Raw genomic sequence first — 26,279 nt, 5'->3', positions numbered from 1 at the left:
AGCATACTGTGAGCAATAGTTTACCTTTTGATATGTCCAATGTTCAAATCGATGATATTGACATGAAAATTATTTCTATGCTTCATGAAAACGGCAGGATTTCTTACACCGACCTTGCTAAAGAAGTTGGTCTTTCCCGTGTTGCCATTCAATCAAGGGTGAATGCCTTAATGGATAACAATATTATTGAAAGGTTTACGGTTGTAATTAATGCTGAAAACATAGGAATGGCAGTATCCGCCTTTTTGAATGTGGAAGTTGAACCGCAATATTTACAGCAAATAGCAGAAAAACTTGCTAACGACCCATACATGACAGCAGTGTATCATATGACAGGTCCAAGTAAGCTGCATATGCACGCGGTGTTTGCAAATAATCAGGAAATGGAAAAGTTCCTTCGAGAAAAACTTTATGTCCTTCCCGGGATAATGAGTGTTGATTGTCAATTATTGATTACGCGGTATAAAAATCAAATGGGAATCAATATTTAACTAAAATAACTTTAGATGATAAATAAAGATCAGGCTGCCGTGGCGGCCTGATCTTTATTTATTTATTATCCAATTAGCCAGTAAATGTAATCGATCAGCCTATTAAGTTCTCCGTTCTCGAAAACAGGTAATAGCATGCAATGCCGGCAAAAATGACGGCAGCCATCCAAAAAGGGAAGGATGCACTGACCCGTTCCGCCATCCAACCGCCCAAGGCAGGGCCAGCCACGACCCCTATTCCTTCGATTGTGGAAATTAATCCCCATCCGGCCCCTACGGAATCTTGGGGCACATAGCGGGATAAATATGCATTCCATGCCGGGAGCAAGGAAGCATAAGATGCTCCCAATATCATCGAAAGAAAAACCGTCTCTATGAATGTGTTCGAAAACGTCAGCATGAATACGGTTAATGCGAATATGCCGAAACCTCCGATCAGAAACCATTTGCCGCCCAGCCTGTCAATCCACTTTCCGGCAGGAACCAGAATGAGCAATGCGGAAACTCCGCCTGCAATCAAAGAGATGGAAAGCTCAGAATGGCTGAGACCTATATGTTGGGTCGCAAACGGAGAAAGAAGCGGGACAAGCAGCCCTCCCGCAGTCGTTTGCAAAATCATGCTAGGCAGAAGAAAACCCGTCTTTGCTATTCTTTCCCACAGCATCTTTAATTGAGCCGCCAATGACAGTTTGGAAATTCCCGATCGGCGGGCGCTCTTCGCAGTTAACGCAAGAAGCCCGCATGCGCATAACATGCCGATTAAGATATTAAACACGACTTGATCGTCGACATCCATCAAGAAATTCATGACAACCGGTCCAAGCCCAAGTCCGCACATCCAAAACAGATACAGCATGCTCATTTGCGAAGCGCGGCACTCTTCCTGAACACCGCTCAAGCAAACGAGCCATACGGGCGATCCGCCAATGCCGAGAAGCGCTGTTGCCGTTAATATTTCCCACTCGGACTGGGCATGAACAACGAGCATAATACTGATGATCGAAAGCAGGATTCCCGTAAACAAAACGATTCTGGTTGAAAAGCGGTCGATCAAATAACCGGCAAACACTTTGACCGCATTATCCATCAGGTAATGAACGGATACAGCCAAGCCGATCACGGATAATGAAAAATGCAGTTGTTCAGAGGCATAGGAAGGCAAGTAGGAAACGAGAAACGCGCCTCGAACGAATTCAATGATAAATAAAATGAAAAAGTAGGCGGTCATGCCCGAAAAATTGAATTTCCGGCTCAAACGGTTACGAATATTCATCTATGATCTGCCTTCCTTGCAAGGATGTATCCGCCTTTTTCTTCATACGGCTATTTATTACCGCAACGACTTCCTGAACGATGATAGCCGCTGATTGATGATCATGATAGCCGCCTGCATTTCCATTCTTGGCTTTCAATTTCCATTGCGTGGCTGCTTGAACAGCTGCATTCAACTGTGATCGGTCGTCGACAATTTGCAGAAATCCTTTTGCTTGCCAATATTCGGCGTTTCCCTTCTCTTGCCCAGGGAGCGGACGATAGACGACAACCGGTAGTTGCAAGGTTCTTGCCTCCTCCAGCGTTATGCCGCCCGCCTTTGAAATCAGGCAGGACGAAATGGACATCAGCTCTTCGATTTGCTCGACAAAACCTAAAATATGCACATGTTTAGTCTGTTCGAATGCCTTGGACATCGCATGATACAGGGACTTGTTTTTGCCGCATACGAGAACGACCTCTGCTTCATGCTGCATGATTTCCTCTACAATCGTTGCAGCATCAGCAAAAACGCCATTAGCGCCGGCCATAATAAGCACGATGGGCAGTTTCGAATTCAACCCGTACTTCTGAAACACAGCTTGCGTTTGAATGGTATTTTGAAATGATGACCGAACAGGGATTCCACTAACGATGATGCGATGATTACTTACCCCCTTTTCCATTAACCAGTCTTTCAATTCACTGCTGGCAACGAAATAACGGTCCGTATTGGGATGAATCCATCGGTTATGCAAGACATAATCGGTCACGATGGTCAAACATGCGAAACTGCCGCCTGACTTCGGTTTCAGTTGCGACATCGCCAGGAAAGGGAAGGTATGAATGACTGCGTCCGGCTTTTCCCGCGCTGCGATTTCTTTCATTTTGGCCATGCCTAATAACTGAAGCCATCTGTTAAAACGCCCATTCGGTTTCAAAGCGTTTGTTAACGCATAGACCCATCCATACAATTTCGGGCAATAGACAGAGCCTTTGTGGAAGGCGAATCGCGATATTGCATTCCACATTGGATGCGATTCGGCAAAAACATCCATGATTTTAACGTCAAACTGACCTGTATTTTCTAAACATTGTTGCATGGTGCGGGCGACCTGATAGTGTCCGTCCCCATATTTGGCGTATATGATCAAAATTTTGCGTTTTTGAATCATCTATCCATCTCTCCATTCTAATGCGCCTAACGACGTGAATCCAGGATGCCATGTAGATCCGCCATCATTCCACGGTAAACATATTTGCGTGAACAGTACATGCTCTCTTAGTGTAGTGGATGTCCTTGAATGAGCTATTACTACTGTAGTGCCCATTCCTAAACCCCGCATGAACCATTTCTTAACTTTTTCTTAACTGGTGTTAAAAGTTTATATCTTCGTCCCACCGCCAGCCGCAAACCGTAAGGAAAGGCGGCGGAACCGGTCTTTCCTTACGCATGACAAGAACGTCCCGGGGATGTTACTCCGGGACGTTCTTTGCAGCAGTATAAGGCTAGCGTTCAAAGAGATAAATATTGACAACATTTTAGCTGGCTTTAGCGTAATCACCTTTCTACATTGCTATCGGAAGCAGTGAACAGCCCGTCCGCAATGCGGACGGGCTGTTTGACGCTGATTAACTGCTGATTCACGATTCGTTTAATCGTTGACCATGACCATCTTGATCGCAGAGCCGCGATCATCGCGCAGCTCCTTCATCGAATCCGCGAACCGTTCGAGCCCGAACGTATGCGTGACCAGCGCATCGCCATCTACTACTCCTGATTTGAGCAGATCGATGCATTTCGGGAAGAATAGCGCGGGGGTGGCATGCGAAGCCCGCAGCTGCAGTTTCTTGAAATGAAACTCGTTCGCATCGAACGTGATATTCGCGCCGGCACCGAATTCGATACCGATAAAGCCAATCACGCCGCCCGTCCGCGCCGCCTTGAAAGCCGACGGGATCGTCGACGGCGGAGCCGTGACGAGCACCCGGTCCACCCCGCCGCGGTCGAAGGCATAGGTTTCGAGGGGCGTCTTGTCCGTGTAGATGATTTCGTCCGCCCCGAAGGCAAGCGCCGTCTCGATGCGTTTGACGGAGTGGGAACGGGCTGCCGCGTAGATTTTGCGTGCACCCCGCAGCTTCGCCAGCCTGAGCGCCATGAGGCCGATCGGCCCGAGGCCCACCACCAGCACGTCATCGCCCATGCGGATGTCGACCGTCTCGGTCAGATCGACCGCAACGCCGAGCGGCTCCACGAGCGAAGCTACCGCGAAGGAAAGACCTTCGAACGGAACGACAACCTCCTTAGGGGCGACGATGTATTCGGCGAACCCCATGGAGAAGCTGCGCCCCCAGAAGCTCGGGCCCCGGTTGCATAGATCGTACCGGCCGTCCCGGCACCACTCGCAGGTCCGGCAAAACGTACTCGTCTCCAGCGTAACCGAACTGCCTTCCTCGACATGCTGGACGCGCGCTCCCTTCCGCACGATAATGCCTGAAATTTCATGGCCGATCGGCTCCCAGTCAGCCGCGCCCGTCTTGGCGGTCGTCATGTCCGTGCCGCAAATGCCGCATGCTTTCACGCGAATCAATACCTCGTCGTCGCCAATCTCCTCCAGCTCGCCTTCGCGAAGCTCAAAGTCAAAAGGCGCTTTGACATACCACGCTTTCGTTTTCAACCCCATTGCCTCCCATAAAATTGCTGTATTCTCCCCAGACTAGCTCCATTATAAGCAATTGCCATGGCAACTTCCAATATTCTGAAGATTACTTCTCAGGTTTTTGAGTATCAGTGGTCACATATTGGCCTATCTACAACACTTGGTGGTAAAACCCCGCCATTGTTTAATGGCGAGGTTTCTGGTGTTCGTTATTTTCAGCACGGCCACTGGTAAATGAGCCGAGCCTAAGCCCGGTAAATACCTTTGCGGCATCCGAGCTTAGGCACCGGTTGGAAGGGAACGATCAGACCATTCCTCTATTTATTTTAAAAATTGCGGAGGCTTCCGGTGAAGGGTTGCTTGTTCATAGGAATACGCTAACGAAATAAGGGTCGGCTCGCTGAATGCTCCTGACAAAAATGAAACACTAATGGGAAGCCCGTCCGACGCAAACCCCGTCGGTACCGAAATGGATGGATACCCGGATAAACTGGCTAAATTACTGCTGCCGGGCGCTTGCCCGCATTTATAGCTAGCGTCATTTACTCCTTCAAGGGGCTGAGCGGTACAACCGCTTGTCGGAAATACAACGGCATCCAGATCATTATCTTTCAATATTTGATCGATGACTCTCCGAAACGATTCCGGACCATATTTCAATGTGGCCTGGTAATAAGGATCCTGAAGTCCCTCTCTGGCATCTGCTGTCTTTAGACGTCCAAGCACGTTATCATTAAGCGGCAGATTATTTTTTTCTGCATCCACTATGATGTCGGATAATGTTTTAAACGGAAATGCATTGCCCCTAGTTTTAAAATAATCTTCAAGCTGCCATTTAAATTCCAAATCCGAAATGGTGCTGTAGATTTTACCGGAAACGTCAATCAGATCCTGCGGGATTTTCAAGGAATCCACAATTACGGCCCCTTGTTTTCGCATATCTTTGATGGCGACGTTTACGGATTGGTCTACTTCCGCATTAGCCCCGAAATAATTGCGTAAAACTCCGACTCGCGCGCCCTTCAGCCCGTTCTTTTTCAAGAATGGCGTGTAGTCTTTATACGACTTCCCTATACTTTGGTAAGTCGCGGGATCGTCCGAGTCGGCACCTGCAACAACACCGAGGAGGATAGCCGCATCCGCGACGGAACGGGCTATGGGTCCGCCGACGTCAAAGGTCAAGGAAAAAGGAATAATTCCGGAACGGCTGGTAAGCCCCAAAGTCGGCTTTATGCCCACGAGTGCGTTGCTTGCTACCGGACCGCGAATGGAACCGAGTGTATCCGTGCCCATGCCGACCGCAGCCAAATTTGCCGCAACGGCCGCACCGGGACCGGAGCTGGAGCCGGAAGGACCACGGTTCAATTTATATGGGTTTAATGTTTGCCCGCCTACCGAACTATAGCCCCCGCCCGGCGCTCCGCCATGCGCCCATTCATCCAAGTTCCCTTTGGCCAGAATAATCGCCCCGGCGTCACGGAGTTTTTTCACCATGAACGCATCCTTAACAGGGACAGTGCCTTTGAGAGATGCGGATCCGCCTGTAGTCGGCATATCCGCCGTATCATAATTGTCTTTCAATATGACGGGAATCCCGTGCATCGGCCCTCTGGACCCCTTTGTTTTCCGTTCCTTATCTAATTCAATAGCCGTTTCCAGCGCATGCGGGTTTACCGTTATGATCGAATTTAAATGAGGACCTGCTTTATCGATTGCATCGATTCTTTGCAGATAAAATTTTACAAGAGCTTCCGATGTAAGTTGTCCCGAAGCTAATGCTTTCTGAATGTCTGCAATCGTGGCCTCTTCGATGACAAAGGTTTTTTTGGCCGGAGATCCTCCTTCGGCAGCAATAGTGGTCGGAACAATCGCAACAATCATCAGCAATAATAAGATGGAAATTCGCAAATTTTTAATCATTCAAATCATCTCCTCTTGGATAGTCATTCTGCCATTGTATAAACAAGAACTTCTTGGAATACGATGCTCACCCATTTCGATGTTATTTAATTTCACATTAATATTGCATAACCATTTCAAACAGTAATGAATACCCTATTAATTTGCCATAGTGTAAATAGTAGTAAAGTCTAAACTCTCGATCACCAATAGCGCAGGAAAGACTATTCCATAAAATGGCTTTTTTCAATTATATATTGCATCGTAAAAACGAAAATCACAAAATGGTCCCTTAATGTCTTCAGGATCAAATCAACAATTTGAAGCTGCCTATCCTAGTAAACAATTGTAGAAACGATTTCGGTAATCGATTTCTTTTTTCGAAAAGGTGACTGCTTTCTGCAGTACCAACTTCGAATCTTTCAGCTGATCAAACACGTTGGAAGTCTCTTTTTGTCATCGACCCCTTTATATTATGTGATGTTTTATTACATATTACTAACATATTCGATATCAGTCAACAGTCACTTTTTTTGGGAAGCAGTCAGGTGCCTGATCTCATACAACTTCCTTCATAAGTTTCATGGCAAACAAAAAAGCCCGCTATATTAGCGATCCTTAACACCAGTACGTTCAGCTTTCATTCTAGCAATGGCTTCACTAACCAGCTATCACGTTCCGGATCAGGACCTGGCATCGATAGCATCGTAGCATGCATTTTTGAAACAATTCTTATTATTTAGGGAATATGACACTGGGGGCTCCCCCCTCCCATAAATTCCACTAATTGTACTTGCATAGCAAACGTACGTTCGTAGTATAATAAACACGAACAGATGTTCTTTGCTATATCGTGCTCGGGCTTCGGCTTCCTAGGGAACATAACGGGCACGCAGGGCAATCAGCTCACTAACCGGAGGCGGATTCGATGATCGCAGACGCGAACAAATACATTGGCAAGACGATCGAGATTATTTATCAGGATGGGCAGGATCAGATTACCCAGCGCCTCATCTATGTCTACGCCGCTACTGAACGGCATGTGAAGGCCAAATGCTTGAGCTCCCATGCTCCTCGTTTGTTTCTGCGAAGCGGCATATTAGCTATCCAGCCGGTCCGGAATTATGCCTGAGTGAACGCGCACTTCACTTCTTACAAGTACTGCTGATGGAGGGTTATCCTATGTCGAGACAAATTTTTCTAATCGACGGACAGTCCTTTTACGCATCCGTGGAGAAGGCGGCCCATCCCGAATATCGCGATATACCGGTTGCCGTGGGCGATCCTGCGAGGATGAACGGCATCGTGCTCGCGGCGTGTCCGATTGCCAAGTCCCGCGGCGTGACGACAGCATCGCGCGTGGGAGAAGCGCTGGCCCGGTGCCCGGATCTCGTTGTCATTCGGCCTAGAATGCAGACCTACATTGGGGTCTCGTTATTCATCACCCAAATCTTCGAGTCCTATACGGATCTCGTGGAGCCTTACAGTATTGATGAGCAGTTTCTGGATGTGACCGGTTCGGTTGCCCGCTACGGCTCCCCTTATGCCATGGCCCAGGACATTCAGAATCAAGTCCTGCTTTCAACAGGGGTGTGGTCAAGGGTGGGCATCGGCCCCACGAAGATCCTTGCCAAAATGGCGACCGATAATTATGCCAAGAAGATGCCCGAAGGCATCTACGAGCTCTCCTCCGACACGCTGGAGTCCACCCTGTGGAAGCTTCCGGTCCATCACATGTTCATGGTAGCCTCCGCCATGACCCGGCATTTTACCCGGATGGGTCTATCCTTCATCGGCGATATTGCGCGGCTGGATTTCAGCGAGTTTAAGCGAAGGATGCGGCGGGAAATGGGCAAGCAGAGTGATATTCAGGCCGGGTATTATTGGCAGACGGCGCGCGGCATCGATCCGAGCCCCGTCGTCTCCGGGATCCGGCATCAGCTGAAATCCGTCAGCCACGGCAAGGCGCTGCGCTGGAATCTGTACCGCTGCCTCAAAGACATTGAGGTCGTCCTGCTCGAGCTGGTCGTCGAGGTATGCCAGCGCACAAGGCGCCATCATTATATGGGCTCCGTGGTTTCGGTTGCCGCTGCCGAGACCGACGGCCAGCATTCGTCTTGGTTCAGCCGGCAGACTACGCTGCCGCAGCCGACTTCCCTGACGCTCGAAGTGGCAGCGGCGGCACATAAACTATTCCTCGAGCATTGGAGCGGATTGCCGATCAGCAACCTAAGCGTCTCCTTATCCGCTCTGACAGACGACAGCGTGATCCAGCTCACGCTTTTTGATGATCGATCCCGCGCCTATCGCAAAGAGTATGTCATTGACGGAATCAAGGAGCGATACGGAAGCCATGCGATTATGCGCGCCTCTTCTCTGCTCGACGCCGGCGTAGCAAGGGAACGAGCCGAACAAATTGGAGGACACTTTAGATGAGCAAACTAGACGGTAACGAACGCTGGAAATCCAAAATGTTATTGACGGAGCATGTGGAGCAGTATGAACAGCAGCGCCATCCTGCGGCCGCTGCCAAAATCATTACGGCCGAGGAACGCACCATGATCCGCGACTATATCCTGCTGCCCCACATGGAGAAGATGGTTCAGAAGAGCATCGCCGACGTGGAGCACTCCACTAATATTCTAAGACGCATGTACGTCTTGGCTGGCCAGAAGATTCTGGAGCGGATCATGAAGGACTTGTATACCCTGCGGGGCGAGCTTAAGAAACGCAACATCAAAATCCTAACCGAGGAGCAGTCGGATTTGGTCGTCTATCACCGTTATTATTGCCGGGGATATGAAGAACGTTTCGGCATGACCCGTGATGTGATGCGGTCGGAGATCAGCGTGCAGCTGACCCGATATACCTCGGAGCTGGCGGCGCTGCTGAAAGAAATGAAATGACGGCCTATTCAAACCAAATCTGCATCCTAAACAGACAGACCCAAAACAGACGTCCCTTGTGGATGTCTGTTTTGGGTCTGCGTTGAATGCTATACAGCGGCTAAGCCAGCAGCTACAGCTGCTTGCGCATTTTCACATGCAGAATATTGGCATCGAGGAACGGCTCTGCCGATTCGGTTACATAACCGAGCTTATGATAGAAGGCCTCCGCTGTGCACTGTGCCTCCAATACGCCAACGGGGTAACCGGATTGCTTGGCGTCCTGCTCCATGCCAAGCAGCAGCACCTTCCCGATTCCGCGTCCCCTGTAGGATTTTGCAACGACGATGCGCTGAAATTTAACAACGCCCGGCTCATACTCGCGCCATCTGCCGGCTGCAATAATCCGCCCCTGCTCCTGAACGACAAAATGGTTACACGCTGCAGGAGACACATCGAAATCATCGTACTCCAGCTCTTCAGGAACCTGCTGCTCGCGAACAAAAACCTCGAACCGGATCGCTAATGCTTCTTTAAGAAGCTCTTCAGTTGTTACTTTGATTAATTCCAACAATAAAACCTCTTTCTATGTGCAATTATAAGAAAAATCAAGCCTCAACAAGGGCTAAACGCTTCGCATCTCCCGTGATGAACGGACTCCATCCTGCTCCAACCGCGTAGAGATGAAGCTCATGCATGGCCCTCGTACATACGGTATAGAACAAACGGCGCTCGTTCTCTCGCCCGTAGCTGTCCGCAGAAGCGTCATAGACGATGACAGCGTCAAACTCGACTCCCTTGGCCAGATAAGATGGAATAACAACATTGCCAGGCTCGAAAGTGGTGGTTTCAGTCTGAATCAAGCGAAGCTCTTCGTGAGGTGACAGAGCTTCATGAGCCTGCACACTCTCTTCCGCTGTCTTACAAATGACCGCAATCGTATGGCATCCCTCTGATCGCAGAAGCTTGATTTTATGCAGGATGGAGCGGTGGAGCTCCTCTTTATCCGTAACGGCCGTTAGCACCGGCTTCGCCCCATCGCGGTTGAACGGCTCGATCAAATCGCCGCCTTCGATGAATCGGCTTGTGAATTCCACAATAGGCCTCGTCGAGCGGTAGCTCCGCGTCAGAATGATCATCTCGGTCTCCTCGGTACCGAACCGCTCCGTCAACGCGTCAAACCCGCTGCCTTGAGCAGCTGTATGAGCGTGAATCGACTGGTTCAAATCACCGAGCGCTGTCACTCTGCTCCGCGGGAAGAGACGCATTAAGAAGGCAAATTGAAAAGCCGTGTAGTCCTGCGCCTCATCAATTAATAAATGCCTCACCGAGGTGTTCATTTGGAAGCCGCGGATGCGTTCCACCAGATACAAGAATGGTGTCGCATCCTCATATGCCATCACACGGCGGTTCAGCCGCTCCATGGTCTGCTCAGCAATAACCTCCCAGCCCGATGGCAGTCCAGCCCCGTTAGGACAGTCAGCCGCCAAATTCCTAACGAACTGCGGGTCAGTGAATAAATGGCGGAAACAAGCGCGGATATTAATAAATCCAAGCTTCCGCACCTGCGAACGAAGCGGCTTGAAATGCTCACGCACGACATAATTGCCCAGCAGCTCGCGTTCACGATCGAAGTCATCGAAGGAAGAGGACGAATAACCTTTTTTATTTTTCAGGCTTTGATAAGCCTTTAAGTAAGTCTCTTTATCGAGCAGTTCCACCTCTTCGTCCACCCAAGCATCACGGCGGATGGAAGCTTCCCGTTTTCGCAGCAGCTCAAGAAGCCACTCCGCGACTAAGCGCAGCCGGTTAGCAATGGAATTCGAGCGATCCAGCGCGTAGAAATAATCCCTTATCGCCGCCGCTGCAGCAACCGGCTCTCCGCGGAACATAATATCGCGAAATATCAGCCCTTGCCCGCCCAAATAGGTTAGATAACGTTCAATCAATGTAACATAATCGGACGAAGCTTTGTAGCGGATACCTGCCATACGTGCCTCATATTCCGGATGATCCATTGCGGTTAAGGAATATTCCAGCTGTTCATAGGGACCTTCCAGCGTATAGGAACGGCCAATCCGGTAAGACAGATACTCTTGAAAGGTGGTCTGCTGCATATTCTCCTCGCCAAGCTCAGGAAGCACGGTTGACACATAGCTGTTAAACATCGGATTCGGTGAGAACAATACGATCTGATCCGCGCTAAGCGTCCCCCGGAACCGATAGAGCAAATAAGCGACACGCTGAAGGGCTGCAGATGTCTTACCGCTGCCTGCTGCTCCCTGCACAATAAGCAGACGGCTGCGAACATTACGGATAATTCGATTTTGCTCCCGCTGGATAGTCGCGACAATGCTTCGCATTTGGGCATCGGAATGCTTGCCAAGCACCTCCTGCAGCAGTTCATCGCCAATCGTCACACCGGTATCGAACATGCTTACGATCTGGCCATCCCGGATAACGAACTGCCGCTTTACCTGCAGTTCACCTTGAATGGTTCCAGAAGGTGTCTCCACTTGAGCCGGACCTGGAGGATAATCGTAGTAGAGGCTTGATATCGGCGCACGCCAGTCGTAAATCAAATAGTCTTCATCATTCTTATCCCGGAGAGAGGCTATACCCAGATAAACGAGATCGGTATCGGACTGCCCTTCTTCCGTAAAATCAATCCGCCCAAAGTACGGGGAATGCTGCAGCTTCTTCAACGTGCGAAGCTGTACCTCGGCCTGCCTGTAAGTACGCTCCCGTTCAGAGAGGACCTCCGCCTGCTGCTTCAAGCTGGCATACGTCTCTGCTGATTCCGCAGAATCCTCAAAATTGACCGTGACGTCATCCCAGAAATTTTTACGTATATCGACCATTTCAGATTTTGAACCTGATGTTTGCTCCTCAAGTGATTCGATCCGCGTATGGATATGATCGACGACCTGATCCACACGCTGCTGCTCAAACTGCTGTTCTTGGTTGGTTGGACTCAATTTAACCCATCCCCTCACAAATAAATCTCTGTATAATACGCTGCAAAAAATCGGGCGAAAAAGTAACTTGACTCCGCTCATCATCCTGTGCTATAATTATTTTGGATAATTACGTATTTTTGTTGAATCTCAACTTAAAGTCCAAATCTTATAATAACAGACACAGTTAGCAAAATCAACTGGTCTTTCATTCACAATCAATCACGGAGCGCAGCTGATGCGGCTCTGTTTTTTATTTGCAGCTGCAGTGAATGTTCCCTACCTATGTATGCAGAAATCCCCTCGATGCCAGTCATAAACAGGCAGCGAGGGGATTCTATTTTGTTGCTTGGATAATGAATGCTTAGTTTGCCGCACCGCCAACCTTCGTTTTACCGAAGGTCTTCGCTTCTTCGCGCGCCTGTGCGATAGCCTTCTCTTTAATCGCTGATGCCTGATCCGAAGCGGCCGCCATCCCCTCTACGAAGATCCCTTTGAAGTCGTTGATGCCGAAGAATTGCATAATAGTCGACAAATGACGGTGACCCATCTCCATGTCCACTGCAGGGCCTTCGGAGTAAAACCCGCCTCTTGCTTGAATATGGATTGCTGATTTATCAGACAGTAAACCGACCGGGCCTTTTTCCGTATATTTGAAGGTTTTGCCCGCAATGCAGACTGAATCGATATAAGCTTTCATAACAGGCGGATACGAGAAGTTCCACATCGGCGTTACGAAAACATACCGGTCCGCGGCAATAAACTGTTCAACCAGCTCATTCAGCCGACTTACTTTAGCTTTCTCCGTATCGTTTAGCTGGCTGGCGTCACTGCCTGAGCGCAGCTTTCCCCAACCGCTGAATACATCAGCGTCGATGTGGGGAATGACGGAATTGTACAAATCCAGATGAATAATCTCATCCTGCGGATTGGCCTCACGATAAGCATCAATGAATGCTTTACCGACCGCCATACTATACGATGCCTCATGATCATTCGGATGTGCAGTGATATGCAATAATTTAGCCATGAAGGGAAATCCCAACCTCTCGCGCTTAGAATGACAGACACCACTAGCATGTACCGGTCATAGCTCCCTCATGTGCACGAATAATATCTGGGCAGGATTAAAATCTGGAACGTCTGCCATGCAAATGAAGACGGCAGCAGCTAAATTCCGAATTCGGATCGACTTGTCTACCGCTGGCCGGGCAGCAATCATTTACAGCCAACCTCCATGCATGCCTCACTTAGATTCTCCCGTTTGTTCATCCTTATAATTACGAAGCATAAGAGTGAACGTCGTTCCGATATCACGCTTACTGCTGACCTGAATTTCACTGTGATGCATATCCATAATCCGTTTGACGATGGACAAGCCGAGCCCGCTTCCGCCAATCGTGCGATTGCGTGCTTTGTCGGCCATGTAGAATCTCTCGAAGATATGCGGCAGATCCTCCTCAGAGATGCCTGTGCCATTATCCGAAATAACGACCTTCACACCGTCCTGGACAGCCTTTGCTTCGACGGATACGATACCGCCGCCGGGCGTAAATTTAATACTGTTGGCCAGTATATTCGTCCAAACCTGCGACATCAAATCTTCATCAGCCGTAAGGGTGACTTCATCCATATCAACATCCATCATGATATCTTTCTCTACCCATTGCGGTTCACAGGCAAGAATCATACGTCGAATCTGTTTATCCAGCCGGTAAGGCTTTGGCTCAAATGGATGCTGATCCGACTCGAGCGATGTCAGCTTCAGCAGGTTATCGCTTAGCTTGGACAGCCTGAGGCTTTCTGTTTCAATGATGTTGTAGTAATGAAGGCGCTGATCCTTCTCAAGATCACCTTGCTGAAGCGCACGGGCAAACCCGCGAATTGACGTTAGCGGCGATTGAATCTCATGCGAGACGTTGGATATGAATGTCTGACGCATCTGCTCGACTTGACTGAGCTCGGAGGCCATGTCATTGATACTCTCCACCAGCTCGCCATATTGGCCGCGAATCTTCTGATTTTTTGGAATAGCAACGGTATAGTCGCCCTTGGACATCCTGCGGATCGCGTCAATGATGCTGTAGAGAACCCCCATTTCACGTCTCCAAGGCCGAAGCGAGAGCATGCCGATGAACATAATGACGAATCCGCCAAACACCGTGAGAAGCTGGATTCCATAGTTCCGGTATAAACTTGGGGTAGGGCTCTGAATGAATAACGCAGCCTGCCTGCCGTCAAGCTCAAGAGGCACGCCCACCACCGCAGCACCAGATTTAAAGATATTGCTTCGCTTGATTTCTTCGTATTCACCGCCCGAAAGAACGGACTGCACGCTGGTCTTCGGCAGATGAAGAGAATTCCCTCCGCTGCTTCCATAATGATGTTCGGCGCCTTTCCCGTCGATGACTACAAACGAATATTGATTATGCTCGGCTATCCGGTTTAAGCCCTCCGTCCATGAAGTATCGCGCCGTGCAAGCATATCCGCGAGAAGCTTACCGTCATGAACCATCTCAGCTGTCACGCCCGACTCATTCCGCTTCTCTTTCACATAAGAAACGATTGTAAAAGAAAGGCTCCAGCATAATAAAATGATAACGTTAATGAATATCATGCCGCCGATAACTTTAAGGATACCGATCTTTGCCCACATCCCTATACCTCCAGCCGATAACCGAGACCCCGGATAGTCTGTATTCGGAACCGGTTCTGTTCCTCGGGGAACCGTTCCCGAAGCCGTTTAATGTGGACGTCTACCGTTCTCTCATCTCCTTCATAATCAAAGCCCCACAGCTGTTCAATCAGCAGCTCCCTGGAGAAGGTCTGCCCCGGGTAGCTAGCCAGCTTGAACAAGAGCTCAAATTCCTTAAGCGGAAGCGAGACGGCGCGTCCGCAAGAAGTAACCTCATAGGTGATGCGATTTAACACGACTTCCCCAACCTGTACGGACTGTGAGATCGCAATCCGATATCGCTTAAGCAAAGCTTTAACCCGTGCAATAAGCTCCAGCGGCTCAAATGGCTTCACAAGATAATCATCAGCTCCAAGCTCAAAGCCTTTCAGTTTCTGGTTGGTTTCCCCTTTGGCAGTCAGCATGAGGACGGGAAGCTCAGTCGTCTCCCTCAATTCCTTGCATAGTGCCCAGCCATCCATGTTCGGCATCATCACGTCAAGAATGGCCATATTAACCTGCTCCGTCTCGAGCAGACGCAGCGCTTCTAATCCATCCGAAGCTTCAATAACCTCAAAACCCTCCCTGGTGAGGAAAAGCTTAACAAGCTCACGGATATACGGATCGTCGTCAACGACGAGTAGTTTGGTCATCGCCCGATTCATCTCCGATTCTAGTCATATACGTAATGGTTTTCCTGCAGCTCTAGAGTGAATATACGACGGTTATATGAACAGAATATGAACAGATATACATTCACACCAGTATGCATTTGAACTCATTTATCATAAAGGCGCAGCAAATCACCCTTGAGATGAACCGGTTCAATTCTTCTTAATAATTCCACAGCAACCTGCTTAGCCGTCCATAGCTTCCCTTCCGTATAGGCGGTCATGGCGCAGCTTATATTCGAACGGAAGCAGCTTGTCCGTATCCAGCAGCAGCCGGGTTCTGCTTAGCCAAATACTTGAGCTCCAGACGCTTTCCTCGTCAGCTGTGAGGGGATAGTTCGTATAATGAATTTTGTACATCTTACTGAGACTTGTCACTTCACCGGCAGCTGCTAATGTGATCAGAACAGCTGCTCCGATAAACAAGAACAAGGTGACGACCAGCAGCGTAGTATAAGAAATGAGCAGTTTGGCGCGTATAGACATCGGTATCGGTAAACCCCTTTGCAATCCTCAGGATGTTGTCACCACTTTACATCACCCTTTCTTCCAAAAGCAACCGTCACTAGAGAGGCAATCACCGCTGCAAAAGCAACCGTCACTAAGCAAAAAAAATAAAACCAGTCAGCCCGGAGACTCCGGCCGGCTGGTTAAAGAGCAGTTCTTAAGAAACAGGTAAGCCGCTGCGCGCGCAATCATGCGCGGACGAGCAATCTGAAGGGTCAGTCCTCCGAATGTTCTGGGTTCCGACGTCAGAAGCCTACCTCAATTGAAGCATTTACGACATAAATAAGATCATTCTTATCCTGTTTATCCGGAAGAATCACACCGCTTGTCGTAACCATGCCGCCATCGATAACCTCGATCGTCACTTGACCATAGGGGAGGACCGCCTTAACCGCCGCTTCATCTAACGTCTCGCGTTCACAAGGCACCGCCAGCTTCACGTTTACCTTCATGTTATGAAGGCTTCCCTCAGGCAGCACAGAACGAAGTCCCGGCATGGAGTTGTGATGAATGGCATTCTGCACCGCCCGGATCGCTGCCTTCGTAATGCTTTGACCATGCAAATCTGCACCCATCCCGAGTTGAACGAAAAATAATTGTTCCATAACAAAGAACCTCCCTCGCCAAAATCAGCCTAATTTTCTACTAGTATACCAGATCACGAACACATCGGGTTCCGCAATATGCGGAGTGGAAGATACCAATGATCCTATAAGAGAATTGCAATTAATAGGGAATTTCATCAAGAGGAGGTTTACCGGCAGCGGCCGGCGCTGCGGACTCAGGCGCATTATCCGGAATCTGCTTCCGGCCGACTAGCTCAAGCACTTCGAGCAGATCTGGCGGCTGCAGCAGCTCAACAGGGGACATGCTCCGGTCAAATTGGAACGCATCTCCTTCAATAAGGGCAATATATCGGCCGTTATAGGTAGCAAAATGAATCGCCTGCCCGAAATCCGTGAGCGGACCTTTAATAGAAACAGAATCCAGCTTGAACGACACGCTAAGGTTGGGCTGCTGCTCAACCAGCTTCTCCGCCGCGGTTACCACCTGTTCATGTGTCCACTGCTCTTGAAGCCCCCGCTTCTCGCTTGCAGCCCATACCTCGTATTGTTGCTCCTCCTGCTGACGTTCCTCACCGCCTTGACCCTGCCATTTCTCTTCCATGTATTCATGGACCATTGTCAGCATCTGCTCGCTCATCAGCTCCGGCATCGCTTTCTCATAACTGACAAAGCGCAGGAAATCTTCGAAATATCTCGCATGCGAAGCCTGATGAATCTTCAGCTCCCATGGTTCGATCATCCCTTCCTCCGGCATAAGCGGATATTGAATCGATTTCATATTCCGCGCGCTTATCGCCATCTCGACATGCGAAATCAGCTGCCGTTCATCGGCAATTCTAGCAATTTTCGGTTCAAAATCACATTTGAGCACGAACAGCAGCGGTTCATCGGTAACCTTATTGGGAGTTGCACTGACGAGAATCAGCGCTCCGCCGCGAACGGCAGCCGCATCCATATAGAGCCGGACAAGCTCATCTGCGAAGCCATGATACTGCTCCTTCGAATCCGAAGTACGCAGACGTTGGAACAAGTTATAATTTGGATTGCTGTCCAGCTCGTAGCCGGGCTCAGCGATGAAACGGCCGATTTTGGTAGGCGCATTCTCCGTGCTTGCATGACGCTCAGCCTTTCGCTTGGCAATGCGCTGAAACTCCCCGTCCAGGAAGGCTTTGAGCTCACTCTCCGCATATTCCTCCCGGTCAAGGGTCTGATAATGTTTAAACATCTTTGCGGCATTATCGGGGCCCTCCGCTTGTATGACGAAGAATGACAAGTAATTGACGATGAAATCCATTGTGCAGCTTCCCCTTTATGTTCAAAAATAACGGTTAAGAGCAGTCAGTCAAAGCTCAACCGGCTGCTCCTTCAAGTCTTTAGCATAGCATATTTCACCCCCGTTCGACATCCATCTGCGGTTAGCGGATTGGTCAGCGATCAGCTGAAGGAGATGTAATCTAATCCATTGCCGGCTGCCTCTAGCATCCTGCCGATAGGGAAGATATTTTTTGGGAAAGCTTCGGATGACGGTATTTCCTGCCGCTAATGCGTACAAACTGGGTATAAATGGCAGTAAGACCGGATAGTTCCTTCTAGCAGCATCCAGTTGTCACATGAAAACTGCTTTTTTGCAGCAAACCGTAAATAAAGAAGACTATGACTTTCAGGAGGAGAACGATGTCCAGCAAAAAAATCCTCATCGTCGGGGGCGGACTCGGCGGGTTATCTGCCGCAATCCGGCTAAGAGCCGACGGGCACGAGGTTACCGTTCTGGAGAAGAATGAACGTGCGGGCGGTAAATTAAATATACGTTCAGCCAAAGGCTACATTTTCGATACCGGACCATCCATCCTGACAATGCCATGGGTGCTGGAGCAGCTGTTTGCCTCTGCCGGCCGCAATCTATCGGATTACATGACATTAACAAGAGTTGAGCCTCAGTGGCGTACTTTCTTCGAGGATGGCGTACAGATGGATCTGGACGGCGATCTGCCTCGGCTGTTAGCCAAGTTCGGAGCTGTCTCCGCGCATGATCAAGAACGGCTGCTGCCTTACCTGCAGCATGCCCGCAAGCTGTATGACCTCAGCATGAAAAGCTTCTACAGCAACAGCTTGAGCGGCCCTGCGGATATGCGACGTCATCACTCGTTAAAGGATTTGCTTGCCATGGATCCTCTCAAGACGGTCGCACAGAAGACTGCAAGTTATTTTGAAGATTCTCATCTGCGCCAGCTGCTGAATTTTCTTGTGATGTATGCCGGTTCATCGCCTTATGCAGCTCCGGCAATATTAACGCAGCTTGTTTATGTTCAGCTGGGGCTTGGTATCTATTATGTCGATGGCGGTATGTACAATATTGCGCGCGGTATGCTGAGGCTTCTGGAGGAGCTGGAGGTTGAGGTTCGTACGAATGCGGAAGCGGCTTCAATCGTCGTCGACAAAGGTCAAGCTGCAGGTGTCCGCCTAAGCTGCGGAGAGCTTATACCTGCCGAAATCGTGGTCTGCAACAAAGAAGTCATTCCCGCTTATTCCTCCTTGCTGGGTGACTATGCCCCTGCCGCTGCAGCCCTGAAGAAGCTTGCCAAGTATGCACCGGGCGTCTCCGGGCATGCGCTGCTGCTTGGCGTCAAACAATCCTTCCCGAATATGAAGCATCATAATTTCTTCATGTCGCAGGATCCGGAGCGGGAATTCCACCGCATCTTCGTTGAACGTCTGCCAGCTGAAGATCCAACGGTCTATGTTGGCATTTCATCCAAAACAGACCCGGGACAAGCGCCGGAGGGCAAAGAAAATTGGTTCGTGCTTACACATGTCCCTCCTCTTCAGGATGGAGAGAGCTGGATATACCGGCGCGATTATTATCGCGAGGTCGTTCTGGATAAGCTGGAGCGTATGGGGGCTGGCGGACTGCGCAGGGCAATTGAGTTCGAATATGATTTTGTCCCGGATGATCTGCAGGCGCTGTATGGCGCAAACGGCGGCTCGATCTATGGGGTCGTGTCGGACCGCAAGCTTAACGGCGGCTTCAAAATCGCCAGCCGGAGCGCAGCCGTTGACGGCCTGTATTTCGTAGGGGGCACCGTTCATCCCGGCGGAGGCATTCCGATGGTTACCCTCAGCGGACAGCTGACAGCAGACCTGATCCGCAGCGATTTGGCGAGTCAAGCGGTTATGTAGCGGTGAAGAAAGGCCAGCTTCTAAGCGTGCACGCGGGGTGCACGCTTGGAAGCTGGCCTTATTTGGATGGCGTCTGTTGATAAGCCTTGGCTTTCATTAACAAGTAGCTGACGAGGTAGAGCGCACAGGCAACAGCGAGAATGGAAAATATAGAAATGGAAGCTAAGCTGAGATACAAGCTGATCGGCAGTGACCAAAGAAAAGCAATCATCATCAGGATCCGAATGGACAGCAGGACAGCGGTAATGGCCGCAACTGCCGGCAGCACAAGCATGATAAAGGTTCGCGTTACCGTGTCACCGCTGGAATTTGAATACGGATTATAAAAATTGAAAATAACCCACAGCGCAATTGAAACTATTCCCGCGCCCAAGCCTAGATAAAATGCCGGTTTCGAAATTGTCATCGGCAGCCTCCTTCAGCCCTCAACTGGATAACTGATCCAATTATAACATGAACCGTTTCCTCTTGGTTGAATAGGCTAATGGAAGCAGCATCAACCCAGCAGCATAACCGAAAGGTGCGGATTACGTTGGCTTTTCAATTTCCGGTAGGTATTCAAACGGGCACCACAACAGCTCCGGGCACGACCATCTATTATCCTCAGATAACCGGGTTGTCCAATCGGGCTGTGCAGGATCAAATGAACCGGGCTATAATCGGGCTCGCTTCTTATTTACGGCAAGAGCAGCTGAAAGTGCAGACCGGTACGAACATGCAAATGATCGGCCATTATGAAATCAAAACGAATGAGCGCGGCATTCTGAGCCTGATTCTCAGCAATTACGCCTACTCCACGCCAATGGCGCATGGGAACACAATCGCCAAATCGCTTACCTTTGACGTTAATACAGGGAAGCTGTACAGTCTGGCAGACTTGTTCAAACCCGGCTCCGATTACGTGTCTGTGCTCTCGAAGCAGATCAGCGCTCAGCTCAAAGAGAGGGATCTGCCGCTGTTGAACGGGTTCACTGCAATCAGTCCGAACCAGGATTATTACCTGGCTGACAAAGCGATTGTCGTCTACTTTCAGCTGTACGAGATAACGCCATATTATGTCGGCTTCCCGATGTTCCCGATTTCGGTTTATACGCTTCAAAGTATTACGGCGGAAGGCGGGCCGCTCGATACGCTCTCTGTGGATGTCGTGTAGCGAGGATAAGAGATGCTCAAACAAGTCAAATAGCCGGCTGGGAGATTCACATTCCCGGCCGGCTATTGTGAGGTGAGCAGCTCCATCCTCTGACTGACAGAAGCGCTCTAACTTACAAAGCAAATCTATGTCTGCAGTCCTAGCTCATCACGACAGCTTCCTGCACTAAATTCGTAAGTGCGCCGCAGTGCAGCAGCTTGAGCTTATGCAGAGCACGCGTGCAGGCTACATACAGCAGCTTGGCATCATTGGGTCCGAAGCTTGCTTGGTCGGCATCAGCAATTAGCACCGCATCAAATTCCAGCCCTTTCGCCAAATACGCCGGAACGACGGTCAAGCCGCCTTTGTATGCTTCCTGTTTACTTTGGACAAGGGAAACCTGAAGCCCTTCCGATAGGAGCCGATCGGCAATGTCCTGACAGGAACGGGCGGTTCGTCCAAGGACAGCGATCGTTCGATAGCTTCCATCATTCTGCCAGTCCTTCACGGTTCGGACAACTTCCTCCAGCCGCTTCTCATCGTCAGCTGCAAGCTCGACATCTACAGCTTCCCCGCTGCGGAATACAGGCGTTGCCGGTTTCACCCCATCCCCCATACCGCCCAAGACGCGATTGGCAAAATCGATGATCTCCATCGTCGACCGATAGCTCCGGTCAAGCTCGAAATACCCGGTATCCTCAGCCGGGAACAGCCCGGTCAGCTCCTTCCAGCTGTGAATACCCGCATAAGCATGGATCCCCTGCTGCAAATCGCCCAGCACCGTCATCGAGGCCTGCCGCTGACAGAGCTTCAAGGACTCCAGCTGAAACGGAGAATAATCCTGGGCTTCATCAATGACGACATGGTCAAACGTCGGCTGCTCCAAGCCGAACAAACGAAGCTGGATATAAACCAGCGGAGCCAGATCCTCAGGCTGAACGAGATTTTGCTTCAAGCCTTTAACCGATTCTTTGCGCGCATCCTTATTTAGCATCGGCAGCACGCCGGGATCTGCAAGAAGCGAGATATAGAGCTGCGCAGCTGTGAAGGACGGGATTTTTTTGCAATAGGCATTCAGCTTGGCATTGGCCTTTGCCTTTAATTTGCTGTCGGTAAGCCGCCTTGTCTTCCATTCCGACTCCAACCAGCGCTTGATGCGGCTGGCTATGCGGTTTCGCCGTTTCATATAAGGCTCCGAACGGTCATCGGTTGCAATCCATTCTGCAATGGTAGAAGGGCGGAGAATCATGCCGTCAACCGGTTCAAACGGCAGCTGCGGCAGCAAAGCCTCTTCGGTTTGGGCAAGCTTCTGATCGGCAGCCTGCTTAAACAGCAGACTTCCCTTGAGCCGTCCCGGCGCCTGTTCGACTTCAGCCCGGGTACGCGGATGTTCAAACCAATAATCCATCGTGTCCCTGTTCTCATCCAGCCTTACGGTTTTCTGCAGCTGCTCGATCGCCCATTCCGTATACGTAGTCTGAACAATATCGCCGACGCCAAGCTCCGGCAGAACGCCGGAGATATAGTCTAAAAACATCCGGTTAGGCGCAAAGATAACCATTCGATCCGCACGGATACTGCCTGAATACCTGTAAATCAGATAGGCTAGGCGATGCAGAGCGACGGTTGTTTTACCGCTTCCCGCGACGCCCTGGATGAAAACGGCTTTATTCTTCTCCGTACGAATAATGCTGTCCTGCTCCTGCTGTATGGTGGATACGATATCTCTGAGCTTGTTGTCTTTGCTCTCACCCAGCCGGTACAGCAGGAATTCATCCGTAACGGATTCATCCTCCTGTCCCCGGACATAGCTGTCGACAAGACGTTCCAGCTTCCCTTCCCGTACCATTAAATTACGTTTGAGGTGTACTGTTCCCTCGATATCACCGTCCGGTGACTCATAGGAAACCGGTGCTTCACCGCCGCTAAAAGCATAGAATAAGCTGGCCACGGGAGCCCGCCAATCGATAACGAGCAGCTCCGTTGTTTTCTCATGAGCGACGCCTGCTTTGCCGATATATAGCGGCTTTGGCGTCTCCTGAGACGTCTCTTGAAAATCAATGCGACCAAAATACGGCTCTCTCTCGGAAATTTCAAGACGCTGCTGGCGCTCATCACGCTGGAGCTGAAGCATTTGCTCTGTGAAATCGTCCCCCGTGTACCTCGGACCGATTGCGCGAAGCTGGTTGCGAATATGCAGCAGAACGGTTTCCACCCGCCCGGCTTCGTCTTGAAAGGCACTTTGAACAGTCATGTCAGTTACCTCCCTGTTCGACCGCTTTTCACTGCTTGGAGTCAGCGAAAGCCGCATTCTCATGCGGCTTGGTCGAGTCATATGATGGCTTCCGCCAGTTGACAGGCGGAGCACGAATGAACACTATAGCATAACTGGTCAGCAGCAGTCAATCCGTACTAATTATGCGAAATAAAGAACGGCTTAGTAGAAATAACGGAGCAGCATGATTGCAAGGGCAATATGAATTACAAGCATGAAAGGCAGCCCGACCGCGAATGAGGCATGCTTCGTTTTGTGGCGGAACATCCGCATGCCCGCATAGCCGCCAAGCGAGCCGCCAAGTGCACTCACACCAAGCAGTTTACGCTCGGGGATACGGTGTCTGCGGTCGTGAACCGCACGCTGTTTGTCGCTTCGCATCATGAAGAAAGCAGCAAGGTTCATGATGACCAAATAAGCAAGAATGAGAGTTAGCGGTGTCATTGTCATTGTGTTCTTAACCTCCTAGGTGTCACTCGCAGCTGCCGGCTTTGGGAAACGGGCCGGGTCAATAGAATCCGCTGCCGTTCAGCTGGCCACGACATCATTACGCACGCGGCTTTGCACGATTGGTCGGTGCGGCTTCCAATGGGTTATCCGGCCAATAATGCTTCGGGTAACGCCCCTTAAGATCTTTCTTCACTTCAAAATAGGCATGCTGCCAGAAGCTCGCCAGATCCTTCGTCACCTGAACCGGCCGATGCGCCGGGGATAATAAATGAATCGTGACCGGGAGCTTCCCGCCGGCAATGTGAGGCGTATGGCGCAAGCCGAACAGCTCCTGTAATCTCACTGCCAGGAAGGGAGCGGCCGGATCGCTGTAATCAACGGGGATCCGGGAGCCGCTTGGCACCGTCAAATGGGTCGGCACCTCTTCACCCAGCTGCTGACGTTCCTGCCAGGATAGCTGCGATTCGATGATTTCGGCCATTTTGAGCTTACTCAGATCGTTGCGGCTGCGCATACCGCCAATATAAGGGCTCAGCCATTTCTTCAGTGAAGCGGTCAATGTCTCATCGGAGACATCCGGCCATGACGGGTTATGGGAACGCATAAGCTCGATTCTCGCCTGAAGCTGCCTGGCCGGCTTCGTCCAAGGCAGAAGCCCGAGCCCTTGCTCGGCAATTCCGCTCAGCAGCGCCTCTTCAACCAGCTCCGGATCCGGATCGGCAAGTATGCCCTCCTTCAATATCAGTGAGCCAAGCCGCACCCGGCTTCTTGCCCGAACGGCTTCGGCCGCACGCTCCCACTGCACTTCCGTCTCCACCTCGAGCTGATCGCCAAAATGCCGCTCAATCTCCATAGGTGTAAGAGGAGCAGCCAGTAAAATCCGGCTGTCCGATCCGCTGTCCTCAAGCTCAGCTGCAGCCAGAAATGGAGATGCAGATAAGGGCTGCAGCTCTTGAACAGCGGCACCGCGGCCATTGCGAAGCAAAAATCGCCCATCCCCGCGCCGCTTGGCGATACGATCCGGGTAGGCAAGCGCGATCAGCAGGCCGATGCTGTCGATGTGAGTTGAACTGCTTATGGGAATCCCTGCGCTTTCCGCCTTGCTGGCAGTTCCATTGTTGCCAATTTGTCCATTATCACCCGCATTGCCCGGGCTTGCGGGCTGAATGCCGGCGGCCCGCATCCATTCTCTGGCCTCGGCGGCGATTCGCTTGGCCGCCGCCTCATCCATTACAGCGCCGCCAATCGCGTGGCCATGCAGCGCTTCAAGGCGCAGCCGCATATCAATGCTGCGGCTGCCGCGAAGCGGATCGCGATCGCTCAGCAGAGCAGCGAGCTCACAAGCGATCACGCCAAGTCCAAGCTTATCCGCTGTAAGAACCATATGAGCAAGCCGCGGATGCATGCCAAGCTCGGCCATCGCCCTTCCATGGGCAGTCGGCTTGCCCTTCGCATCCAATGCGCCCAGCTCGTGCAGCAGCTCTTGCGCTTGCGAATATGCCGCAGCGGGCGGCTTGTTCAGCCAAGCAAGCTCCTCGGCTGGATCGGCGATGCCCCAGACGGCAAGCTCCAGCGCAAGCGGCGCCAAATCCGCACCCAGCAGCTCCGGCTCGCTTTGCGGCTGCAGCGCGCGGTGCTCCGTCTCGGTCCACAGCCGGAAGCAGATACCCGGCGCTTCCCGGCCCGCCCGCCCCCGCCGCTGATCCGCTGAGGCGACGGAAACAGCAACCGTTTCCAGCCGGGTCATACCCGTACGCGCCGAGAATCGCGGCACACGGCTGAGACCGCTGTCCACGACAATCCGCACGCCTCGCACCGTGACGCTCGACTCGGCAATGGTCGTTGCGAGCACAATCTTCCGCTCGCCTTCCGCACAAGCCGCAACCGCCCGGTCCTGTGCGTCCGGGGGCATGCTGCCATACAGGGGCATAACCCGAACATTCGGGCTCAGCCCCAGCGAACCAAGGAGCCCTTGCACGCGGCGGATCTCCGCTGCACCGGGCAGGAATACAAGTGCATCACCCTCATGCTTGTCCATCGCATCAGCGGCAGTGCGGGCAACCGCATCTTCCATTCGTCCTTCGACCCGCTTCGGAGCGTAATGGGTTTGCACGGGATAAGCGCGTCCCTCGCTAACAAGCACCGATGCTCCGCCAAGCAGCCCGGCAACCGGCTCCGCATCAAGAGTCGCAGACATAACAAGCAGCCTTAGATCATCCCGCAGAACAGCCTGAGTCTGCAAGCACAGCGCTAAACCGAGATCGGAATGCAGATGCCGCTCATGGAATTCATCAAAGATAACGATACCTATTCCTTCAAGTGAAGGGTCTGCCTGCAGCATGCGCGTCAGTACGCCTTCGGTAATAACTTCAATTCGCGTATGAGGACCTGCCTTCGTATCCATGCGGACCCGGTAGCCGACTGTCCCGCCCGGCTGCTCGCCTAATGAGGCTGCCATATACCGGGCCGCTGCCCGCGCCGCGAGACGCCGCGGCTCAAGCATAATGATCTTCTGCCCCTCAAGCCAGGGAGCATGAAGCAGGCAGACAGGTACTCGTGTCGTCTTCCCCGCACCGGGCGATGCAATCAGAACCGCATTCATCTGCTCGGACAGCCGCTCCAGCAGCTCAGGCAGCAAGCCGTCAACCGGCAGCGCTTGCTTGTGCCGTTGTTCCATCTATCAT

The 26,279-nt window shown here is 51.1% G+C and carries 22 protein-coding genes; 6 read left to right on the top strand and 16 right to left on the bottom strand.

The genetic code is table 11. The features are described from left to right. The first annotated feature begins 32 nt into the window (after window positions 1–32). A complete protein-coding gene (locus tag ACFPYJ_RS05260; RefSeq protein ID WP_379187016.1) occupies window positions 33–491 on the top strand; it encodes an Lrp/AsnC family transcriptional regulator in 459 nt (152 codons plus the stop codon). A 94-nt stretch (window positions 492–585) separates the two neighbouring features. Here ACFPYJ_RS05260 and ACFPYJ_RS05255 read toward each other — a convergent pair whose 3' ends face one another. The 4 genes from ACFPYJ_RS05255 to ACFPYJ_RS05240 all read right to left on the bottom strand — a co-directional run bounded on the left by ACFPYJ_RS05255 (window position 586) and on the right by ACFPYJ_RS05240 (window position 6,322). After that, entirely contained in the window at window positions 586–1,764 is a 1,179-nt protein-coding gene (locus ACFPYJ_RS05255) for an MFS transporter (RefSeq protein ID WP_379186998.1), read from the bottom strand. Continuing rightward, window positions 1,751–2,917: an MGDG synthase family glycosyltransferase gene (locus tag ACFPYJ_RS05250; protein WP_379186997.1), complete on the bottom strand. Its 1,167-nt coding sequence runs from the start codon at window positions 2,915–2,917 to the stop codon at window positions 1,751–1,753. Before ACFPYJ_RS05250 ends, ACFPYJ_RS05255 begins: the two co-directional genes overlap by 14 nt. Window positions 2,918–3,397: 480 nt before the next feature. Further along, the gene (locus ACFPYJ_RS05245; RefSeq protein ID WP_379186996.1) at window positions 3,398–4,420 is read right to left on the bottom strand and encodes a zinc-dependent alcohol dehydrogenase; all 1,023 of its coding nucleotides are present in this window, start codon (window positions 4,418–4,420) and stop codon (window positions 3,398–3,400) included. A 303-nt stretch (window positions 4,421–4,723) separates the two neighbouring features. Beyond that, window positions 4,724–6,322, bottom strand: coding sequence for an amidase family protein (locus tag ACFPYJ_RS05240; protein ID WP_379186995.1), 1,599 nt, complete (start codon window positions 6,320–6,322; stop codon window positions 4,724–4,726). 907 nt (window positions 6,323–7,229) lie between these two features. Here ACFPYJ_RS05240 and ACFPYJ_RS05235 point away from each other — a divergent pair. From ACFPYJ_RS05235 to ACFPYJ_RS05225, 3 genes are read left to right on the top strand one after another with little or no spacing between them, the layout of a single operon-like run. Continuing rightward, on the top strand, window positions 7,230–7,433 hold the full coding sequence (locus ACFPYJ_RS05235; protein ID WP_379186994.1) for a hypothetical protein: 204 nt from the start codon (window positions 7,230–7,232) through the stop codon (window positions 7,431–7,433). A gap of 50 nt (window positions 7,434–7,483) precedes the next feature. Further along, the gene (locus ACFPYJ_RS05230) at window positions 7,484–8,737 is read left to right on the top strand and encodes a DNA polymerase IV (protein WP_379186993.1); all 1,254 of its coding nucleotides are present in this window, start codon (window positions 7,484–7,486) and stop codon (window positions 8,735–8,737) included. Further along, on the top strand, window positions 8,734–9,207 hold the full coding sequence (locus tag ACFPYJ_RS05225; RefSeq protein WP_379186992.1) for a YhjD family protein: 474 nt from the start codon (window positions 8,734–8,736) through the stop codon (window positions 9,205–9,207). The genes ACFPYJ_RS05230 and ACFPYJ_RS05225 overlap by 4 nt, the downstream gene beginning before the upstream one ends. Before the next feature lie 112 nt (window positions 9,208–9,319). Here ACFPYJ_RS05225 and ACFPYJ_RS05220 read toward each other — a convergent pair whose 3' ends face one another. The 8 genes from ACFPYJ_RS05220 to ACFPYJ_RS05185 all read right to left on the bottom strand — a co-directional run bounded on the left by ACFPYJ_RS05220 (window position 9,320) and on the right by ACFPYJ_RS05185 (window position 17,855). Further along, window positions 9,320–9,757, bottom strand: coding sequence for a GNAT family N-acetyltransferase (locus ACFPYJ_RS05220; protein ID WP_379186991.1), 438 nt, complete (start codon window positions 9,755–9,757; stop codon window positions 9,320–9,322). 37 nt (window positions 9,758–9,794) lie between these two features. After that, a complete protein-coding gene (gene helD / locus ACFPYJ_RS05215; protein ID WP_379186990.1) occupies window positions 9,795–12,164 on the bottom strand; it encodes an RNA polymerase recycling motor HelD in 2,370 nt (789 codons plus the stop codon). Between the two features lie 343 nt (window positions 12,165–12,507). Further along, entirely contained in the window at window positions 12,508–13,173 is a 666-nt protein-coding gene (locus ACFPYJ_RS05210; RefSeq protein ID WP_379186989.1) for an FMN-dependent NADH-azoreductase, read from the bottom strand. Between the two features lie 216 nt (window positions 13,174–13,389). Then, window positions 13,390–14,799, bottom strand: a complete 1,410-nt coding sequence (locus ACFPYJ_RS05205; RefSeq protein ID WP_379186988.1) for a sensor histidine kinase — start codon at window positions 14,797–14,799, stop codon at window positions 13,390–13,392. Between the two features lie 2 nt (window positions 14,800–14,801). Then, window positions 14,802–15,470, bottom strand: a complete 669-nt coding sequence (locus ACFPYJ_RS05200) for a response regulator transcription factor (protein WP_379186987.1) — start codon at window positions 15,468–15,470, stop codon at window positions 14,802–14,804. Between the two features lie 204 nt (window positions 15,471–15,674). Then, complete coding sequence (locus tag ACFPYJ_RS05195; protein ID WP_379186986.1) at window positions 15,675–15,974, bottom strand: hypothetical protein; 300 nt, start codon at window positions 15,972–15,974, stop codon at window positions 15,675–15,677. A 266-nt stretch (window positions 15,975–16,240) separates the two neighbouring features. Then, the gene (locus ACFPYJ_RS05190) at window positions 16,241–16,600 is read right to left on the bottom strand and encodes a Lin0512 family protein (RefSeq protein ID WP_379186985.1); all 360 of its coding nucleotides are present in this window, start codon (window positions 16,598–16,600) and stop codon (window positions 16,241–16,243) included. 121 nt (window positions 16,601–16,721) lie between these two features. Beyond that, window positions 16,722–17,855, bottom strand: a complete 1,134-nt coding sequence (locus tag ACFPYJ_RS05185; RefSeq protein WP_379186984.1) for a DUF3900 domain-containing protein — start codon at window positions 17,853–17,855, stop codon at window positions 16,722–16,724. Window positions 17,856–18,235: 380 nt separating this feature from the next. Here ACFPYJ_RS05185 and ACFPYJ_RS05180 point away from each other — a divergent pair, with 380 nt between their 5' ends. Beyond that, on the top strand, window positions 18,236–19,738 hold the full coding sequence (locus ACFPYJ_RS05180; RefSeq protein ID WP_379186983.1) for a phytoene desaturase family protein: 1,503 nt from the start codon (window positions 18,236–18,238) through the stop codon (window positions 19,736–19,738). Window positions 19,739–19,796: 58 nt separating this feature from the next. Here the strand turns inward: ACFPYJ_RS05180 and ACFPYJ_RS05175 are convergent, their stop codons facing one another. Next, window positions 19,797–20,144 carry a hypothetical protein gene (locus ACFPYJ_RS05175; protein WP_379186982.1) on the bottom strand — a complete coding sequence of 116 codons (348 nt, stop codon included), beginning with the start codon at window positions 20,142–20,144 and terminating at the stop codon, window positions 19,797–19,799. 78 nt (window positions 20,145–20,222) lie between these two features. On the opposite strand from ACFPYJ_RS05175, the gene ACFPYJ_RS05170 reads away from it, so the two are divergent. After that, window positions 20,223–20,891: a DUF3298 and DUF4163 domain-containing protein gene (locus ACFPYJ_RS05170; protein ID WP_379186981.1), complete on the top strand. Its 669-nt coding sequence runs from the start codon at window positions 20,223–20,225 to the stop codon at window positions 20,889–20,891. Window positions 20,892–21,030: 139 nt separating this feature from the next. Here ACFPYJ_RS05170 and ACFPYJ_RS05165 read toward each other — a convergent pair whose 3' ends face one another. The 3 genes from ACFPYJ_RS05165 to hrpB all read right to left on the bottom strand — a co-directional run bounded on the left by ACFPYJ_RS05165 (window position 21,031) and on the right by hrpB (window position 26,272). Next, window positions 21,031–23,124, bottom strand: a complete 2,094-nt coding sequence (locus ACFPYJ_RS05165; RefSeq protein WP_379186980.1) for a HelD family protein — start codon at window positions 23,122–23,124, stop codon at window positions 21,031–21,033. A gap of 183 nt (window positions 23,125–23,307) precedes the next feature. Then, entirely contained in the window at window positions 23,308–23,595 is a 288-nt protein-coding gene (locus tag ACFPYJ_RS05160) for a DUF1294 domain-containing protein (protein WP_379186979.1), read from the bottom strand. 97 nt (window positions 23,596–23,692) lie between these two features. Continuing rightward, window positions 23,693–26,272, bottom strand: a complete 2,580-nt coding sequence (gene hrpB / locus ACFPYJ_RS05155) for an ATP-dependent helicase HrpB (RefSeq protein WP_379186978.1) — start codon at window positions 26,270–26,272, stop codon at window positions 23,693–23,695. Between the last annotated feature and the right edge of the window lie 7 nt (window positions 26,273–26,279).

It is taken from the genome of Paenibacillus solisilvae (assembly GCF_042656405.1).
GTDB lineage: Bacteria > Bacillota > Bacilli > Paenibacillales > Paenibacillaceae > Paenibacillus_Z > Paenibacillus_Z solisilvae.
This window is presented reverse-complemented; position numbering and strand designations above follow the sequence as displayed.

Bases quoted from the DNA above. Each gene is read 5' to 3' on its own strand.
- ACFPYJ_RS05180 (WP_379186983.1), top strand. From the start codon at position 18,236: ATGTCCAGCAAAAAAATCCTCATCGTCGGGGGCGGACTCGGCGGGTTA.
- ACFPYJ_RS05255 (WP_379186998.1), bottom strand. From the start codon at position 1,764: ATGAATATTCGTAACCGTTTGAGCCGGAAATTCAATTTTTCGGGCATG.
- ACFPYJ_RS05235 (WP_379186994.1), top strand. From the start codon at position 7,230: ATGATCGCAGACGCGAACAAATACATTGGCAAGACGATCGAGATTATT.
- ACFPYJ_RS05240 (WP_379186995.1), bottom strand. From the start codon at position 6,322: ATGATTAAAAATTTGCGAATTTCCATCTTATTATTGCTGATGATTGTT.
- ACFPYJ_RS05230 (WP_379186993.1), top strand. From the start codon at position 7,484: ATGTCGAGACAAATTTTTCTAATCGACGGACAGTCCTTTTACGCATCC.
- ACFPYJ_RS05260 (WP_379187016.1), top strand. From the start codon at position 33: ATGTCCAATGTTCAAATCGATGATATTGACATGAAAATTATTTCTATG.
- ACFPYJ_RS05185 (WP_379186984.1), bottom strand. From the start codon at position 17,855: ATGGATTTCATCGTCAATTACTTGTCATTCTTCGTCATACAAGCGGAG.
- ACFPYJ_RS05175 (WP_379186982.1), bottom strand. From the start codon at position 20,144: ATGACAATTTCGAAACCGGCATTTTATCTAGGCTTGGGCGCGGGAATA.
- ACFPYJ_RS05165 (WP_379186980.1), bottom strand. From the start codon at position 23,124: ATGACTGTTCAAAGTGCCTTTCAAGACGAAGCCGGGCGGGTGGAAACC.
- hrpB (WP_379186978.1), bottom strand. From the start codon at position 26,272: ATGGAACAACGGCACAAGCAAGCGCTGCCGGTTGACGGCTTGCTGCCT.
- ACFPYJ_RS05210 (WP_379186989.1), bottom strand. From the start codon at position 13,173: ATGGCTAAATTATTGCATATCACTGCACATCCGAATGATCATGAGGCA.
- ACFPYJ_RS05225 (WP_379186992.1), top strand. From the start codon at position 8,734: ATGAGCAAACTAGACGGTAACGAACGCTGGAAATCCAAAATGTTATTG.
- ACFPYJ_RS05200 (WP_379186987.1), bottom strand. From the start codon at position 15,470: ATGACCAAACTACTCGTCGTTGACGACGATCCGTATATCCGTGAGCTT.
- ACFPYJ_RS05190 (WP_379186985.1), bottom strand. From the start codon at position 16,600: ATGGAACAATTATTTTTCGTTCAACTCGGGATGGGTGCAGATTTGCAT.
- ACFPYJ_RS05195 (WP_379186986.1), bottom strand. From the start codon at position 15,974: ATGTCTATACGCGCCAAACTGCTCATTTCTTATACTACGCTGCTGGTC.
- ACFPYJ_RS05250 (WP_379186997.1), bottom strand. From the start codon at position 2,917: ATGATTCAAAAACGCAAAATTTTGATCATATACGCCAAATATGGGGAC.
- ACFPYJ_RS05170 (WP_379186981.1), top strand. From the start codon at position 20,223: ATGGAAGCAGCATCAACCCAGCAGCATAACCGAAAGGTGCGGATTACG.
- ACFPYJ_RS05205 (WP_379186988.1), bottom strand. From the start codon at position 14,799: ATGTGGGCAAAGATCGGTATCCTTAAAGTTATCGGCGGCATGATATTC.
- ACFPYJ_RS05160 (WP_379186979.1), bottom strand. From the start codon at position 23,595: ATGACAATGACACCGCTAACTCTCATTCTTGCTTATTTGGTCATCATG.